16 protein-coding genes are annotated in these 13,800 nt (G+C 63.1%); 7 read left to right on the top strand and 9 right to left on the bottom strand.

Translation table 11 applies throughout. The features are described from left to right. Window positions 1-10 precede the first annotated feature (10 nt). Both AC3WN8_RS27160 and AC3WN8_RS27155 read left to right on the top strand, forming a co-directional pair. The gene (locus AC3WN8_RS27160) at window positions 11-343 is read left to right on the top strand and encodes a hypothetical protein (RefSeq protein ID WP_492672640.1); all 333 of its coding nucleotides are present in this window, start codon (window positions 11-13) and stop codon (window positions 341-343) included. Window positions 344-492: 149 nt separating this feature from the next. Continuing rightward, a complete protein-coding gene (locus AC3WN8_RS27155; protein WP_492672639.1) occupies window positions 493-816 on the top strand; it encodes a hypothetical protein in 324 nt (107 codons plus the stop codon). Between the two features lie 275 nt (window positions 817-1,091). On the opposite strand, the gene AC3WN8_RS27150 is transcribed toward AC3WN8_RS27155, so the two are convergent. Next, on the bottom strand, window positions 1,092-1,991 hold the full coding sequence (locus AC3WN8_RS27150) for an MlaA family lipoprotein (protein WP_492672638.1): 900 nt from the start codon (window positions 1,989-1,991) through the stop codon (window positions 1,092-1,094). Window positions 1,992-2,440: 449 nt separating this feature from the next. Here AC3WN8_RS27150 and AC3WN8_RS27145 point away from each other — a divergent pair, with 449 nt between their 5' ends. Next, complete coding sequence (locus AC3WN8_RS27145) at window positions 2,441-3,043, top strand: hypothetical protein (RefSeq protein WP_492672637.1); 603 nt, start codon at window positions 2,441-2,443, stop codon at window positions 3,041-3,043. 389 nt (window positions 3,044-3,432) lie between these two features. On the opposite strand, the gene AC3WN8_RS27140 is transcribed toward AC3WN8_RS27145, so the two are convergent. Both AC3WN8_RS27140 and AC3WN8_RS27135 read right to left on the bottom strand, forming a co-directional pair. Next, window positions 3,433-4,143, bottom strand: a complete 711-nt coding sequence (locus AC3WN8_RS27140) for an SDR family NAD(P)-dependent oxidoreductase (protein WP_492672636.1) — start codon at window positions 4,141-4,143, stop codon at window positions 3,433-3,435. A 197-nt stretch (window positions 4,144-4,340) separates the two neighbouring features. After that, the gene (locus tag AC3WN8_RS27135; protein ID WP_492672635.1) at window positions 4,341-5,315 is read right to left on the bottom strand and encodes a sensor domain-containing diguanylate cyclase; all 975 of its coding nucleotides are present in this window, start codon (window positions 5,313-5,315) and stop codon (window positions 4,341-4,343) included. A gap of 551 nt (window positions 5,316-5,866) precedes the next feature. On the opposite strand from AC3WN8_RS27135, the gene AC3WN8_RS27130 reads away from it, so the two are divergent. Further along, window positions 5,867-6,226, top strand: a complete 360-nt coding sequence (locus AC3WN8_RS27130; protein WP_492672634.1) for a hypothetical protein — start codon at window positions 5,867-5,869, stop codon at window positions 6,224-6,226. A gap of 176 nt (window positions 6,227-6,402) precedes the next feature. Here AC3WN8_RS27130 and AC3WN8_RS27125 read toward each other — a convergent pair whose 3' ends face one another. The 3 genes from AC3WN8_RS27125 to AC3WN8_RS27115 form a co-directional block, all read right to left on the bottom strand. After that, window positions 6,403-8,139, bottom strand: a complete 1,737-nt coding sequence (locus AC3WN8_RS27125) for a hypothetical protein (RefSeq protein WP_492672633.1) — start codon at window positions 8,137-8,139, stop codon at window positions 6,403-6,405. Between the two features lie 219 nt (window positions 8,140-8,358). Then, on the bottom strand, window positions 8,359-8,565 hold the full coding sequence (locus AC3WN8_RS27120) for a hypothetical protein (RefSeq protein ID WP_492672632.1): 207 nt from the start codon (window positions 8,563-8,565) through the stop codon (window positions 8,359-8,361). A gap of 166 nt (window positions 8,566-8,731) precedes the next feature. Continuing rightward, the gene (locus AC3WN8_RS27115) at window positions 8,732-9,151 is read right to left on the bottom strand and encodes a hypothetical protein (protein ID WP_492672631.1); all 420 of its coding nucleotides are present in this window, start codon (window positions 9,149-9,151) and stop codon (window positions 8,732-8,734) included. Between the two features lie 291 nt (window positions 9,152-9,442). Here AC3WN8_RS27115 and AC3WN8_RS27110 point away from each other — a divergent pair, with 291 nt between their 5' ends. From AC3WN8_RS27110 to AC3WN8_RS27100, 3 genes are all read left to right on the top strand, one after another. Further along, on the top strand, window positions 9,443-9,604 hold the full coding sequence (locus AC3WN8_RS27110; protein WP_492672630.1) for a hypothetical protein: 162 nt from the start codon (window positions 9,443-9,445) through the stop codon (window positions 9,602-9,604). Between the two features lie 16 nt (window positions 9,605-9,620). Then, window positions 9,621-10,001, top strand: coding sequence for a hypothetical protein (locus AC3WN8_RS27105; protein ID WP_492672629.1), 381 nt, complete (start codon window positions 9,621-9,623; stop codon window positions 9,999-10,001). Window positions 10,002-10,065: 64 nt separating this feature from the next. Beyond that, window positions 10,066-11,685, top strand: coding sequence for an FMN-binding glutamate synthase family protein (locus tag AC3WN8_RS27100; protein WP_492672628.1), 1,620 nt, complete (start codon window positions 10,066-10,068; stop codon window positions 11,683-11,685). 9 nt (window positions 11,686-11,694) lie between these two features. Here the strand turns inward: AC3WN8_RS27100 and AC3WN8_RS27095 are convergent, their stop codons facing one another. The 3 genes from AC3WN8_RS27095 to AC3WN8_RS27085 form a co-directional block, all read right to left on the bottom strand. Then, window positions 11,695-12,117 (bottom strand): hypothetical protein, encoded by a 423-nt coding sequence (locus tag AC3WN8_RS27095; protein ID WP_492672627.1) that lies wholly within the window; start codon window positions 12,115-12,117, stop codon window positions 11,695-11,697. Between the two features lie 103 nt (window positions 12,118-12,220). After that, entirely contained in the window at window positions 12,221-13,030 is an 810-nt protein-coding gene (locus tag AC3WN8_RS27090; protein ID WP_492672626.1) for a hypothetical protein, read from the bottom strand. Window positions 13,031-13,049: 19 nt separating this feature from the next. Continuing rightward, complete coding sequence (locus AC3WN8_RS27085; protein WP_492672625.1) at window positions 13,050-13,760, bottom strand: TonB-dependent receptor; 711 nt, start codon at window positions 13,758-13,760, stop codon at window positions 13,050-13,052. Between the last annotated feature and the right edge of the window lie 40 nt (window positions 13,761-13,800).

The raw sequence follows: 13,800 nt of genomic DNA, 5'->3' as shown, positions 1-13,800 counted from the left end.
GGAGTGAGTGATGTCGACTGCAGGGCGTACAGGCATTCTTGCGGCGCTGGTCATCGCGGGACTGGCGACCGGGCTGGTTTCGACCGGGCTGAAGGCCCAGAACCCCCAAGAAGATCCGAAAGCGGGTCCGGGCAAGGATCTGTTCGTCCAGCGCTGCCACACCTGCCACGAACTCAATACGGTGACCGTCCAGCGCCTGTCGGGCAATGACTGGCGCACGGTGGTCGAACGCATGATCCAGAACGGCGCGCAGCTGACCGAGCCGGAAAGCGAACAGATCATCACCTATCTGACCAAGATGTACGGGCCGGAACCCGCGCCGTCTTCGGCGTCCGCCCACTAATTATAAAACCGGTCGGTAAAGACCGGACTCGATATGCCCGGCGGCCTTTTGGGGGACCGCCACGCCCCGAGCGAAGCGCGCGCTTCGTCGCCAGCGATGGCGCGCGTGCGACGGACAGTGACCAGAACGAGAGTTGAGGAGCAGTTTCGATGACTTTAGCAGTTCAACGGGCGCGACCCGACGACCAGCCGGGCCGGCACATGTTCGCCAGGCCGGGCACCGCGCCCCTCCCCACCCCTTGTGGCGGTGGCAGTGGCGGCGGCAACATCATCCACACCGACAATCCCCGGCTCAGCTATGTCAGCCCGACCTGCGTCGAAAAGCTGAATGGCCGCCTGCGCGCGCAGACCGCCGAATGCGTGATGGAAACATTCGGGATCAGCGTGAACACCTGGCTGAAGATGCGCAAAGGCATGCCCATCCGCAAATCGGTGGCGGAACGGCTGCTGCAACGGGTCGGCGCGGATCTGTAACAATCGGGACCGTCCTCCCCGCGCCACCCTTTCCGGGAAGGCGAGGGCACCGGTGATGGCGATCTCGTCGCTAGAGTCTGATCCAGCCAGATGAGTTCATCCTGTCATTCCCCGCGAACGCGAGACGTTTGCATAAGTCACGCTCTATCTGTCATCCCCGCGAAAGCGGGGATGACAGATAGAGCGTGAAGCCTCAGAAAAAGAAGAGGGCCATTACGGCGCCAGTACAAAACCCCCAATCCTGCCAGTGACGACGAGCTTGGCAAATTGATCATTCAGGGATTTTTCTCCCGTTTCACCGCAATGACCTTGCCTTTCAACGCGTCGATTTCGCGTTGGCGCATTTCGAGATAGAGGGTGCGTGTCTCGACATAGGGATCGGCGCTTTCTTTTTGCAGGCGCGCAATCCCGGCATCGCGCTCGATGCGGTCATTGAGCTGCTTGATCACATTTGTCGGAATCGAATAGGCCGCGCGGTTGAAAGGCGCGCCGACCGCGGTCGGCAGGACAAGCAGGTCGATGCTGTTGCCGACCATGTCGCGCAATGTCGTCGGTCCGACGAGCGGGAGGTAAAAATAGGGGCCGGGATCGACGCCGTAAAATCCCAATGTATTGGCAAAGCCGTTGCGCCGATAAGGCAGGCCGAACGGCTTCGCCTTCGCGGCATCGAAAAGGCCCACGACGCCGAAGGTCGTGTTGACGGCGAAGCGGCCGAGGGTTTCGGCGGCCTTGCCGATCTTGATCTGCAACAGAAAATTCAGGAAATTTATGGGTTCGCTCAGGTTCCGCAACGCATTGCCAAGCCCATCGCGAACAGGTTCCGGAACGATGCCTTGATAGCCCGTGGCGACAGGGGCGACGAGCGCCTTGTCGACCGACTGGATCGCCCGATACGAAGTGACGTTGACGTCTTGCAGCGGATCGCCCGGCGGCGGCGCTCCGCGTGCCTTCACCACGATATCGTCCTGCGGTGGCGGTATTTCGGCCGGCTGCTCGCCACTGGTTGTTGCGGGCGTGCCCGAAGCGGGGGGTGGGATTTTTCCGGTGGTCGGCACCACCACCGGTGGCACCGGATCACCCGCAAGTTGCTGCAGCTCGATCTCGGGCGCGACATCGGAAAGAGCGGGGGGTGCCCCGGACAGCAAAAGAAGCGCGGCGGCGGCCGGGATACTCATCGCGCGTGCAGTCCTGCCGTCACGAGATTGGTGAGCATCGCTCCCATATGTCAAACTCCTACCCGGGGTATCAGCCCGAAACCATGATCAAAGGACGCCCCCTCCCTTCATCCAAAGCTGCTTAACCCGCTGTTGCGGGTCAGGCAGCATTGTCCTTTCTCCACCAAGAGGGAAGGGAAAAGAAGCTGTGCCTGCTGTAATTGCAGCGCCACGAGCGAAAACCCCTCAATTCTGCAAGTGACGGCGAGCCTGACACATTGAGCATATAGGGATTTTGCAGGTGGCACCGTAACACCAGGAGCGCGGTCTCGGGCATGACGCCGATGCCACCGGCCGCTCGTTCAAAAATATCTTCGCTTTTCAAATGGTTCTAACGAGTATACTGAACGATCATCACCACGACCATTTTCGGCGACGTGGCGACTGAGAGACACTGGAGTGCTCCCGCTATGGGAGCATCGCTTTTGTTTCAGTTCAAGCTCGAACCGCAAATCTCGCTATTGACGGTCATTCGAAACGGCACCTGGTCGTTGGCGACGGTCGCGTCCTATGAGGAGGCTCTTCGCATGGAGCTGGCAAAACTTCACCTCGCCGGTCGGCCAACGTCATTTATCATCGATATTCGATCGAGCAGCGCGCAGACCGCCGATGTCGCCGATGCGCTACGATCGATGGTTGCGGGTCTCGGTATCCTTCATGCCGATCGGACGGCCATCGTCACCACCTCCGGGATTGCCAAGCTGCAAGCCAGGCGTGCTGCCGATTGCAAGACCGAGATATTCACTTCCATGACGCTCGCCAGGGATTGGGTGATGAGCGCGATCGATCCTGAGTCGGTTACCGGAACGGTCTACGACGAGCCCAGCGCCGTGGAGGCCGAAGGCCCTTCCGTCCACATTTCCGGCCCATCCGATGTGGACATCATCCTTACTCCAGCCGCTGCCCTGGAAACGGCAAAGCGGATCGGGGATGCCGCAGTGGAAATCTTGATTGGGACGGCGGCGCTGACCCGGACGAGCGGCAAGCGCCTGGCGCCGTTGCCTGCGGGTTAGCGGAGCGATCGGGGTTTCATTCGGGCTTGGCAGTTACGACGTTGCCGTAATGATGGCCATTGTCGCCTTCATCACACCGCAGGTGCTGTCGCCCTTGAAGCGAACCGCCGCGCCCGCGAATAGGAGTGATGACAGTATCGGCGGATGAGGGCCGATGTCTGCAGACCGGCTGGCAGCCGACGAAGTGAATTCAGGAGCACGAACAGGGCCGCCAAACACAACACGGGCGGCCCTGAACGCTGTCCGACGGTTGTCGGTAGGCTGTAAGCGAATGAGCGGCGCTAAAGTTCATTGGAATTACGGTGCCACGTGCCCCCTAATTCTGCCGATGACGACGGGCTGGCAAATTGGCCGCTCAGGAATTTTTGCACACGACACCGTAACAGCCACTAGAACGCCACTTCCTTACCTTCGAAGTCGAACAGCTTGCCGCTATCCGGCACCTTCAGTTCCTCGATCACGTCCAGCAACTGCAGTGCGGCGCGCTCCGGGGTGAATAGCCGACCGGCCTGCACATTGCCCTGAAATGGCCGAGACAAAGCCGTATCGACCGTTCCCGGGTGCAGCGCGACGACGATCGCGCGATCGTTGCGGCGGCGTTCCTCGATCGCAAGGTTGCGCACCAGCATGTTGAGCGCCGCCTTCGACGCACGATAGCCATGCCATCCGCCGAGCCGGTTGTCGCCGATCGATCCGACGCGAGCTGACAATGCCGCGAACACCACCCGCCCGGTCCTGGGCATGATCGGCAGGAAATGTTTCGCCACCAGCGCGGGGCCGATCGCGTTGACGGCATAGACCTGGGCAAGCCAGCTCGGATCCAGATCGCCCAGCGCCTTTTCCGGCCCGTTGCTTTCCGAATGAAGCAGGCCAGTCGCGACGATCACCAGCCGGGGCTCCGGACCGGCGCCGACATGGACGGCCGCAGCGGCGATGCTGGCCTCATCGAGCAGATCGAGATGCTGCGCGCCGCTTCGCGAACGGGCGAAGCCGTGAACCGTCTGGAACGTGCCCTCTTCGATAAGCGCCGCTTCGAGCGCGCCGCCGATGCCACCGGAAGCGCCGATGACGACCGCAGAGGTATCAATCTCCCTGCTCATACGGCCTCCCTGCTCATATGGGTATCGACGTCGTTGGCAGCCATCATCTTCTCCGCTTACCGCTTGTCCGTGACGCTCCGCACGCATGGTCCGGAGCAGGCCGCGCGATACTATGAACGGCTGCTATCGGGAACATTGACAACCGTCATGACCGGCTGAGGTTGGAGCGCAAAGCAGCTGCCCCCTATGTCCGAAAACTATATTCGTTCGGACGGTGCGATCAGGACCGAGAGTTCGACCTGATTCCGTCCGCCGGTCTTGGCCTTGTAAAGCGCGTGATCAGCCGCCTGGAGAAGGCTTTCAGGCATGCGGATGGAGCCGCCGAGCCGGGCCACGGCTGCGGCGACGCCTATGCTGACGGTCACGAACCCGCTTGGACTGGCCTCGTGCGGGACGCCCAGCCCGGCCACCGCGGATCGGATTTCCTCGGCGATGGCGGTCGCGCCATTCGGACCAAGGCCGCCCAGGATGACGGCGAATTCCTCGCCGCCGTAACGACACGCCAGGTCATCCGGGCGCCGTCCAAATTTGTCCACGACCGCGGCCACGGCGCGCAAGCAGTCGTCACCGGATTGATGGCCGTAGGAATCATTGAACCGCTTGAAGTGATCGATGTCGAGGAGCAGCAATGCCATCTCGCCGCCTTCGCGCAGCGTCCGGCGCCACGCCCGTTCGAGCATCTCATCGAAGGCGCGTCGGTTCGCGAGTCCGGTCAGCCCATCTTTGCGGGCGAGTTCCTCCAATTCCTGCTCTAGGCGCTTGCGATCCGATATGTCGCGGATGACCAGGATCGTGTGGATCCCTCCCCCCTCACCAAGCTCAGAATGCGCGCTCGTCTCCGCCCATTTCAGCGACCCGTCGCCGCAAATCACGCGAACCTGATGGCGGATCAGACCCAGTTCCCCGGCGGCGTTGCGAGCGAACACATCCTGAAGGACCGGCAGGTCGGGTTCGTGGATCAGGTTCGTCCCATCCGTGCCGATCATTGCGCTTCGGTCCCACCCGAATACCTCGCACGCCGACGGCGAAACATAGGTGAAGAGACGATCGACCACATGGCAGATCACGTCCCCGCTTTGCTCGACCATCGAGCGGAAGATCTCCTCGTCCACGCCGCGGCTGGGTGCAGGCGGGCGACCGATGAGGCGACGAACGATCGTAAGAATCGACATCGGCAAGCAAACTCCAAGGCCTAGGGCGATTTGCAGTTCGATGGAATCGAACGACTCGAAAATCGCGGCAAAACAAAAACCTAGGGCATGCGATCCGCTTCCGGCGGATCACAGCATGCTCTACCCCCGGCATACGCCTGAACTGTTAACCGCTCCTTCGCCTTGCCGGTTGCCCGGCTCGCGGTCTGCCATATTCCTGAACGGCCGCAGCGATGCTGCTCCGTGCTTTCGATCAAATCGGTCCTTGCGCCGCTCCTGCGGATCATTTTCGGTCGAAAATCGACTATGCGAACCGAGCCGGGCAACCTCCGCGCCTCCCGATACGGCGCCTTCCCTTGGTGCAACCTTATGATCGATCGCGGCTCGTTCACCTCTGCGATCAATCATGGACAAAGGACATCATGCCGGCGCGAGGCAACCGAGGAACCACCATTGGCGTTGGCTTTTTAGGATCGATATCGTTCATAGGTGCCCGCGCGAGCCCGCCCTGTCTGGGATCGTGCGCCAGGTCCAAAGCGCGGCCAATGGCGCACTGGGTGTGGGAGAAAGTGATGAGCAATCCGTCAAAGGCGTGGGATGGGGAGCAGGTCCGGAAATGGCTGGAGCACCGGTTCGAGGCTTCGAAACTGGATCAGGCGGCGGCGGACAGGCGCGGCTATGAGGCACGGGACGAGTATGACAAGGCGGCGGCCGAGGAATGGGTCTGCCGCGCACTGAAAGCCCCGGATTGCACGAACGAGCAGGCCGCCTTCGTCACGCGCCTCAAGGAATTGATCGGCCAGGACGACTATCGGGCCACAGGCATCCATGACGATGCGCGGTTCGAGCGGCATGTTCGCGGTCAGCTCAGGACTCTGGCGAAGATGACGAAGGCGAATGAGGGGTTCGAGAAGCTGCGGCGCTATCAGTGAGCGCAGCGCGGCGACGTTCCGGTTCCTCATCCAACCGCCGATTTCGAGCGCGCCCTGGCAGCCACGATTTCCGAAATCCGCGCTGTACGTCCAAAGATGGGCGCGTAGCTGCCAGGCGGATTTTGGGCCGATTGCGGTCAGTCCGCTTTTCAGCCGCAAAAGTGGAAAGCCGATGATCAATTCCGCCGCGGATCGTAAGGTTTCGCAGCTCGCTGGACGAGACGTTCGCGATAGCGGGCATCGGTGCCGGACAGGTTCTCCGGCTTGAACAGCGTCTCGACCGGTCGCCCGAGAACCACCAGCAATGTGTCCCAGTCTTGCTTGCCGAGTTGCTTGTAGCGGTAGTCCACCCCCGGCGAAGCCAGCAATTGCTCTATTTCAGGGCGCGCGAAGGAGGCGGCGGGACCAATTCGGCGAAAGCCGCTACGCACGGCGTTGACCCCCTCGGTCAGGTCGCTGAATCCATATTTGCCGGGATCATAGACCGAGTATTCGCGCAGCAATCGCAATAGGTCGGGCACCGCGTCAACACCTCGGTCGCCCTGTCGCTTGATCAAGCCGGTGGCAAAATGGCTCACCGCCGGATCGGCGAGAATTTCGCGTTCTTCGGGAAGAAGCGTGGCGTAAGCGCCTTCGGGCAGCCCCGCCAGAGCATTGATCCAGCCGCGTGCCTTCTTCCTGTCGCTCGCCGCCAGATAGCGGCGGGCAGCGAACCGCCGGAGGTCGGCAGCTTCGTCATTTACCCGCGCAATGATCGCCCACGCCCCATCTGAGGATTCGACGCGCGGATCCTCGAAAATGCGGCCCAGTAGCTTGCGGTCGCTATCGCTGAGCGGCTGATCGTTCGCCTGAAAGGAATCCATCCATTGATTTGCCAGCAAAAATGCGGGGTCGCCCGGCCGCCTGAGAGGATCGTCAAGCGCACGCGCAAGCTCTTCACGCGTCTTCGCTTTCGCGGCCTCCATGTCCACATCGCGCGAGACGTTCGTATGGTCCAGCAACAGCCTGTCGACCGGAACTTCGGCCCACATTTTGCCATCCCCCAATCGCGTTCGCTGCCAGCCAAACCGAAAATTCTCGATTCCGCCCGACGCCCCAATGAACAATGGGGCGGCCGGGACGAAAATCGACAGGATCGACTGCCGCAGCACGACCTCGCCCTTGGCATTTGAAACAGAGAGCCTTTTGCGTTGCGGTGTCGAGGGTTTGAACGACCAATCCGGCCGTCCACGCCGCTTGCCGCCCTCCACGGCAGGCCCATCCTCTATCGAAATCGAAAAATCAGGTTCGGGCTTGTCCTCGCTGACACGTAAGACCTTGTCCTCCGAGAGCATCAGATTCCATTCGGCTTCCAGTGCGCGTTGTCCGGCGAGCGGATCGCTGGCGACATATTTCGTTTTTTCGAGCAGCCCGTATCCGATCGGTTTGGCGCGCTCGCCCGGCAGCGAGTCTGGCGATATCCGAAAGGTGGAGGAGGTGTTGCGAGCGGCGATGCGGACCGACGTAACGCCTGGGGTCTTTAGAAGCGCAGCGCACAATGCATCGCAACGCCCCTCGAACGGCCGGGTAACAAGAATGTCCCCCTTCAAGGTGATCGGCGCGCCTGTCAGAATGTCGGGCTCTTTCAGGTCGGCCAGCCAAGCTCGTGCGGAGATGAGGCCTGGCTGAGGGATCGCCCAGAAAAGCGCGAGCGTCGCCACACCCGACACCAGGTTCAGTGGAATTCCGGAGAGGAAGTTGCCAAGCAGCAGCCGAAGAAGCGCGAAGACGACGCCATAAATGAAAGCCGTCGGCATCATCACGAGGATGAGGCCCGGGATAATAAGGAACATGCCGATGACAACCAGCCATGGCACGGCCAACGCGATAAATGCCCCGACGCCGGTGACGATCAGGTAGGTTTTCAACCACATGCGAAGACGCCTACCGCGCCGCGATCAATAAACGGTTATCGGAGCGTCGCTGTCTTTTGGCACTTGTTTACCGCAGTCCATCGGCCTGTCGGGAACGCCGGTGCCGGCCACCGCTGAATCTGGCCGGATTCCGTGACAGTGCACTAAACCCCTTCGGGCACGACGCCCCCTTCAGCGGCATTAAGTGCACTGTCATCGGAATCCAGGCCCCGCCCTCGTCTACGCCTCTTCCTCCTCCCCGTCGGGATTGAGGTCGGTCGCGAGGCGTTCCGCGAACATGCCGAACATAACCAGGATCAGGCCGGGCAGCGAATAGCCCGAAGGGAGCAGCGTCATCGCCAATATCGCGCCCGCCAGCATCAGCAGGAAACGGGCATGCGGGCGCAGCCCCTCGCCCAGCGTTTTCAGCACCCCATCCGGTTCCATCGCCGATCCCTTCGCCCGAAACTGGCGCCGCCAACCTGCCCCATCGCGCCCGCACGCGCAATCATGGGCACCATTGGCGGCGGCGACGCGATCCGGCAGGATGGACCCAATGGAGGTTGCGCAGTGAGCCTGTACAGGCGCGGGGGGTGAGGGCCAGAGATCCGCTTCAGGTGCCGAACCGGCCCTGCCAGCGCCGCCGGCCGGACCAGATCGCCGCCGCGCCGGCATAGAGCCCGACCGCGAGCAGCCCCCATCCGAACGCGCGGAAATCGAACTGGAACGATCCCGCCAGGAACAGGGTCGAAAAGGCGCCGTACACCAGCGGCGGCAGCGCATAGGCGCGCTTCTCCGCCGCATCCATGTCATCCCAGGGCGGGGTGGGCAGCGGTTCCTCCGGCCTGGGCCTGGGGTTGATCTGCTCTTCCCATTGTCCGGCCCACATGCCGGCCACGAAGAGCATGAAGCCGCCCCACCAGTTTCCCGGCGCGAGCAGCAATACCAGCGCGCCGCCGGCCACGACGATCAGCAGGCTGATCGAGGGCCTGAGCCAGTTTTCCAGATCCGTCCGCCACCCCTCGCGTTCCATCGCTGATCCTTTCGCGCCGATCACGGTGCGTGCTCCCCGCAGGTTTGATGGCGGGCGGTGCCGCGATTGGCAATGGCGTGCCCGGTCACGGCCGCGCGGCTTGACTTTCCCGCCATCGAGACCATCTTCGGCGCGTCATGAACGACGCCGCTTCTTCCCTGCGCCTGACGCATCACGCGGGCCGGCTGCTCGAGGGCTAGCCGCCCCGGGCCCGCATGGCGCGGGGCCGGGGTGTCTCCTCGATCATTTTTTTTGAGCGGCGCGCCCGGACGGCGGCGCCCGGAACCGGACATGACCAGCAAGACCCATGATGAATCCGCATGCTCTGCGGAGCCCGACGAGCGGCGCCCGCGCGACTGGGCACGCGCGAAGCTGTTGCCGTTCACGCCGCGGCCGAAAGCCCCCTTCTCGCCCGATGATCCCCGGCCGCCGGAACCGCCGCGCGCCGCATAGCGGAGGGAACCCCGCCATGCCCGGCACCCCCACGGACCTTCCGGTCCATTGGCCCCATCTCGAAGACATGCTGGGCCTGGTCATCGTCGCGGCGGTGGTCGGGGCGTACAGCCTGTTGTTCGCCTTCACCCGCCGGCCGTGGCGCGGCTGGGCGATCACCGCCGCCATCGCCTTCGCCGCGATGACGGCGCTGATCTGGGCCAGTCCGCCTCGAGCATCGTGCGGAGAAAAGCTTGCCCTCGCGAAGGCGGGAGTGGAAACCGGTTTTCCACAAAAACGGTGCGACCATCCAGCCCGAGCATCGTGCGGAAAAGTGGGAACCGGTTTTCCGCACAAACGATGCGACCATCCAGAGCTGCCCAGCGCGGCGATCGGCGCGGAAATCCCCGACGGATGAGCTTGCCGGGTGCCCGCCGCGCCCTTTCCCTATAGTCCATTCATCCACCGCGCCCGCGATATCCATGGAGCCCCTCTTGCCCCTCACCCGTTTCACCCCGCTGGCCCTCAGCATCCTCCTCGCGCTGGTCGCGGGCCTGTGCCTGCCCGCCCGATGGGCCTGGCCGCTGCTGGTCCTCGGCGCGGGGCTGACGCTGATCGGGTTGTACGATCTGCGCCAGCCGCTCCATTCCGTCCGCCGCAATTATCCGATCGTCGGCCGCCTGCGCTGGTTCTTCGAGGAGATTCGGCCGGGCATCCGCCAATATCTGCTCGAGGACGAGCATGAACAGACGCCGTTTTCGCGCAGCCAGCGCTCGCTCGTCTATGCGCGCGCCAAGAACGAGGTGAGCGATCGCGCCTTCGGCACGTTGGTCGACGTCTACAGGAACGGCTATGAGTTCATCGCCCATTCGACGCTACCGGTGCCGGTGGCCGATCCGGCCGGCTTCCGCATCCGCATCGGCGGTGACGATTGCGCGCAGCCCTATAGCGCGTCGATCTTCAACATCTCCGCGATGAGCTTCGGGGCACTCAGCGCCAACGCCATCCGCGCGCTCAACGGCGGCGCGAAGCTGGGCGGTTTCGCGCATGATACCGGCGAAGGATCGATCAGCCCCTATCACCGCGAACATGGCGGAGACCTGATCTGGGAAATCGGCAGCGGCTATTTCGGCTGTCGCACCGCCGACGGCGCGTTCGATCCCGTCCGCTTCGCCGAACAGGCGGCCGATCCGCAGGTGAAGATGGTCGAACTCAAGATCAGCCAGGGCGCGAAGCCCGGCCGGGGCGGCATCTTGCCGGGGGAAAAGGTGACGGCCGAGATCGCGGAGACGCGCGGCATCCCGATCGGCAAGGATTGCCTGTCCCCCGCACGGCACAGCGCCTTTTCCACGCCGATCGAGATGATGGAGTTCATCGGCCAGCTTCGTCGCCTGTCCGGCGGCAAGCCCGTCGGCTTCAAGCTGTGCATCGGCCAGCCCTGGGAATTCATGGGCATGGTGAAGGCGATGCGCCACACCGGCATCCTGCCCGATTACATCGTCGTCGACGGCGCCGAAGGGGGCACGGGCGCGGCGCCGCTGGAATTCACCGATCATGTCGGCATGCCGATGCGCGAAAGCCTGTTGTTCGTGCACAACACGCTGGTGGGCGCCGGGCTGCGCGGCAAGATCAAGGTGGGCGCGGCGGGCAAGATCGTCAGCGCATTCGATATCGCGACGGTGATGGCGCTGGGCGCGGACTGGACCAATGCCGGGCGCGGCTTCATGTTCGCGATCGGCTGTATCCAGTCGCTCTCCTGCCACACCAATCGCTGCCCGGCGGGCGTCGCCACCCAGGATGCGATCCGCCAGCGCGCGCTGGTCGTTCCCGACAAGGCGGAACGCGTGTTCAATTACCACCGCAACACGATGCTCGCCCTGTCGGAGATGATCGCGACCGCCGGGCTCGACCATCCCAGCCGTCTCGGCCCCCACCATCTGGTCCGCCGCGTCAGCCTCACCGAGATCCGGCTGTTCTCGCAGCTCCACATCTTCCTTGAGGAAGGCGAACTGCTCGCCGGCGCATCGAACCGCGATTTCTACAGCGCCGCGTGGCGGCTGGCGCGCGCGGACAGCTTCGACATGATGCCGGCGGGGGTTTAGCGTCGGTCGTCAGAATTCGAGTCTGGATGCTTTCCGGAATTCCAGGACGCGTTCGATATACACATCACGCTCGCCATCACCCAGAAAGCGGGATGTATGCGGCATCAACCCGCGCCGCCCGATAAAGCGGACATAGAAGGCGCCATCCGGCGGCCCACCGCCTCTGACCGGCCTGATTCGCCGCGCCGGCCGATCGATCATGGCGCAGGTGCGATCCGCACATTCGATCGCTGCCCAGTCGCGCGGCGTGCTCTCCCTTTTACATGTCCGCCCGGCGCACTCCAGGAAGCGGCTATTCTCGAAATTGGTGAACCAGATTCCCGCGATCACCGTGCTGCTGCCGTAAAGCCGAAGATCGACAGGCGTGGACTGCGGCATCGCCGATGCGCTGAATGCCAGCGCCATCACCGCACCTACCGCCGTTTTCCGCATCGCCGACACCTCTCAGAAGACCCCATGACCGGCAAACCCCATCTACCGCCGCGCCACGCGCCGATCCGATTTCGACGATCGGCTTCTATAGACAGGCCCCGGCCTATTTTCTGACCGAAAACCCATAGGCAATATAGAGAAACACCTCGGTATTGCTGACCTGTTTCCAGGCGATGCCCTGATCCAGGCCGGTGACGTCCAGACTATATTCGGGGCCGTAAAAGCTGACGGCATGTTTGGATCCCGCGGCGATGCGGCGATAGATTTCGTCGCGATATTGTTCGGGATTGATGATCGTCAGCGCCAGGCCGCCCTTTTGCTGAATCTGCGCGCGGCCATTGGCGGGAACCGATTTGACGAACGCGCTGATCTTCTGCTGGGCGTTGCCGATCGAACCATCCAGTTTCGTCTTCACCTTCAGGCGCACGGTCGCCGTGCTGCCGTCATCCTCGAACGCCGCCGGGGCGGCATCGTCTTCGTCATCCTCGTCTTCATCGTCTTCGTCCGTGGCGGCATTCGCCTTACCCGCCAGCCCCGGAAACTGATCCTGCCAGTTGGCGCGCGTCACCTCGACCAGTTCGAACTGGCCGGTGACGAGGTTGAAGCCGTCGCGTTTCGCGCGATCGATCGCGTCGAGCAGCATGGCCTGCACTTCGCGCTTCCGCATCCCCGCCTCGCGTGAATCCGAAACGATCTCGATATTGCGCACCGCCGAGTCCGCCATCCGCCTGAGGCCGATGACGGGCGGATTGGGGCTCGCAAGCTGAAGGGGCGAAACGCTGTTGCTGAGCCTTTGCGCGGTCACGACGATTTCACTCGCGCTACCACCTTCCTGCGCGAACAGGGCGGGCGCGAAGTTCATGGTCGCGAACAGGGCCAGGCCGCCAAGGGCTGCGAACGGGATCGCTTTCATGCCGTCTCTCCGGGCAAGATCATTTGGGAAGGATGGTGTAGCGATAGGGCAGATACAGGAACACATCGGTGCTGCTCACCTGCGACCAGGAAATCTGCCCGTCGATACCGTTGACCTGCACGGCATAATCGGGGCCGAAGATCGCGGCATGGTGCCGGGCGTCGTCCGCCACCAGCTTCACGATGGCATCGCGATACTGATCGGGATTGAAGATGGTCAGCGTCAATGCGCCGGTCTTGTCGATCGCGCCGCGCCCCGTCCGCGGAACCCCCTTGATGAAGGCATCCAGGCGCTCCCCCGCGGCCACGGTCGATCCCGCAAGCTTGACCTTGACCATCACATTCGCCTGGCTCGTATCCACGCGGCCCGCGGAGGTCAGCGGCAGATCCTGGTAATTGCTCTTGGTAACCGGGATCAGCTCGAAATTGCCCGTCACCAGTTCAACCCCGGCAGCGGCGGCCCGCCCGAGCGCGGCCAGCAGCATCGCGTGGATTTCGCGCTTGCGGGTCTCCGCATCGCGCGAATCCGAGGAGAAGCCGACCTGCATCACCACGGAATCGGCCTGCCTGCGCAGCCCCACCACCGGGCGATCCTGCTGGGCATAGCGCGCGTTGAGCCGATTGGCGGTCACGACGACTTCACCGAGCCCCGGCGCATCCGCATCCTGTGCGGCCGCCGGAATCGCGACGCCGCCAAGCAGGGCCGCCGCCAGAAAAATCGCTGTTTTCATCGCCTTCCCCTCCGCGCCGGAAGTGTCGATCATTCGGGCG

The sequence above is a fragment of the Sphingobium sp. FW305-3-2-15-F-TSA7 genome (genome assembly GCF_058787155.1).
Note: the sequence above shows the minus strand (reverse complement) of the source record. Positions and strands in the feature narration are given on the sequence as shown.

Bases quoted from the DNA above. Each gene is read 5' to 3' on its own strand.
- AC3WN8_RS27160 (WP_492672640.1), top strand. From the start codon at position 11: ATGTCGACTGCAGGGCGTACAGGCATTCTTGCGGCGCTGGTCATCGCG.
- AC3WN8_RS27155 (WP_492672639.1), top strand. From the start codon at position 493: ATGACTTTAGCAGTTCAACGGGCGCGACCCGACGACCAGCCGGGCCGG.
- AC3WN8_RS27150 (WP_492672638.1), bottom strand. From the start codon at position 1,991: ATGAGTATCCCGGCCGCCGCCGCGCTTCTTTTGCTGTCCGGGGCACCC.
- AC3WN8_RS27145 (WP_492672637.1), top strand. From the start codon at position 2,441: ATGGGAGCATCGCTTTTGTTTCAGTTCAAGCTCGAACCGCAAATCTCG.
- AC3WN8_RS27140 (WP_492672636.1), bottom strand. From the start codon at position 4,143: ATGAGCAGGGAGATTGATACCTCTGCGGTCGTCATCGGCGCTTCCGGT.
- AC3WN8_RS27135 (WP_492672635.1), bottom strand. From the start codon at position 5,315: ATGTCGATTCTTACGATCGTTCGTCGCCTCATCGGTCGCCCGCCTGCA.
- AC3WN8_RS27130 (WP_492672634.1), top strand. From the start codon at position 5,867: ATGAGCAATCCGTCAAAGGCGTGGGATGGGGAGCAGGTCCGGAAATGG.
- AC3WN8_RS27125 (WP_492672633.1), bottom strand. From the start codon at position 8,139: ATGTGGTTGAAAACCTACCTGATCGTCACCGGCGTCGGGGCATTTATC.
- AC3WN8_RS27120 (WP_492672632.1), bottom strand. From the start codon at position 8,565: ATGGAACCGGATGGGGTGCTGAAAACGCTGGGCGAGGGGCTGCGCCCG.
- AC3WN8_RS27115 (WP_492672631.1), bottom strand. From the start codon at position 9,151: ATGGAACGCGAGGGGTGGCGGACGGATCTGGAAAACTGGCTCAGGCCC.
- AC3WN8_RS27110 (WP_492672630.1), top strand. From the start codon at position 9,443: ATGACCAGCAAGACCCATGATGAATCCGCATGCTCTGCGGAGCCCGAC.
- AC3WN8_RS27105 (WP_492672629.1), top strand. From the start codon at position 9,621: ATGCCCGGCACCCCCACGGACCTTCCGGTCCATTGGCCCCATCTCGAA.
- AC3WN8_RS27100 (WP_492672628.1), top strand. From the start codon at position 10,066: ATGGAGCCCCTCTTGCCCCTCACCCGTTTCACCCCGCTGGCCCTCAGC.
- AC3WN8_RS27095 (WP_492672627.1), bottom strand. From the start codon at position 12,117: ATGCGGAAAACGGCGGTAGGTGCGGTGATGGCGCTGGCATTCAGCGCA.
- AC3WN8_RS27090 (WP_492672626.1), bottom strand. From the start codon at position 13,030: ATGAAAGCGATCCCGTTCGCAGCCCTTGGCGGCCTGGCCCTGTTCGCG.
- AC3WN8_RS27085 (WP_492672625.1), bottom strand. From the start codon at position 13,760: ATGAAAACAGCGATTTTTCTGGCGGCGGCCCTGCTTGGCGGCGTCGCG.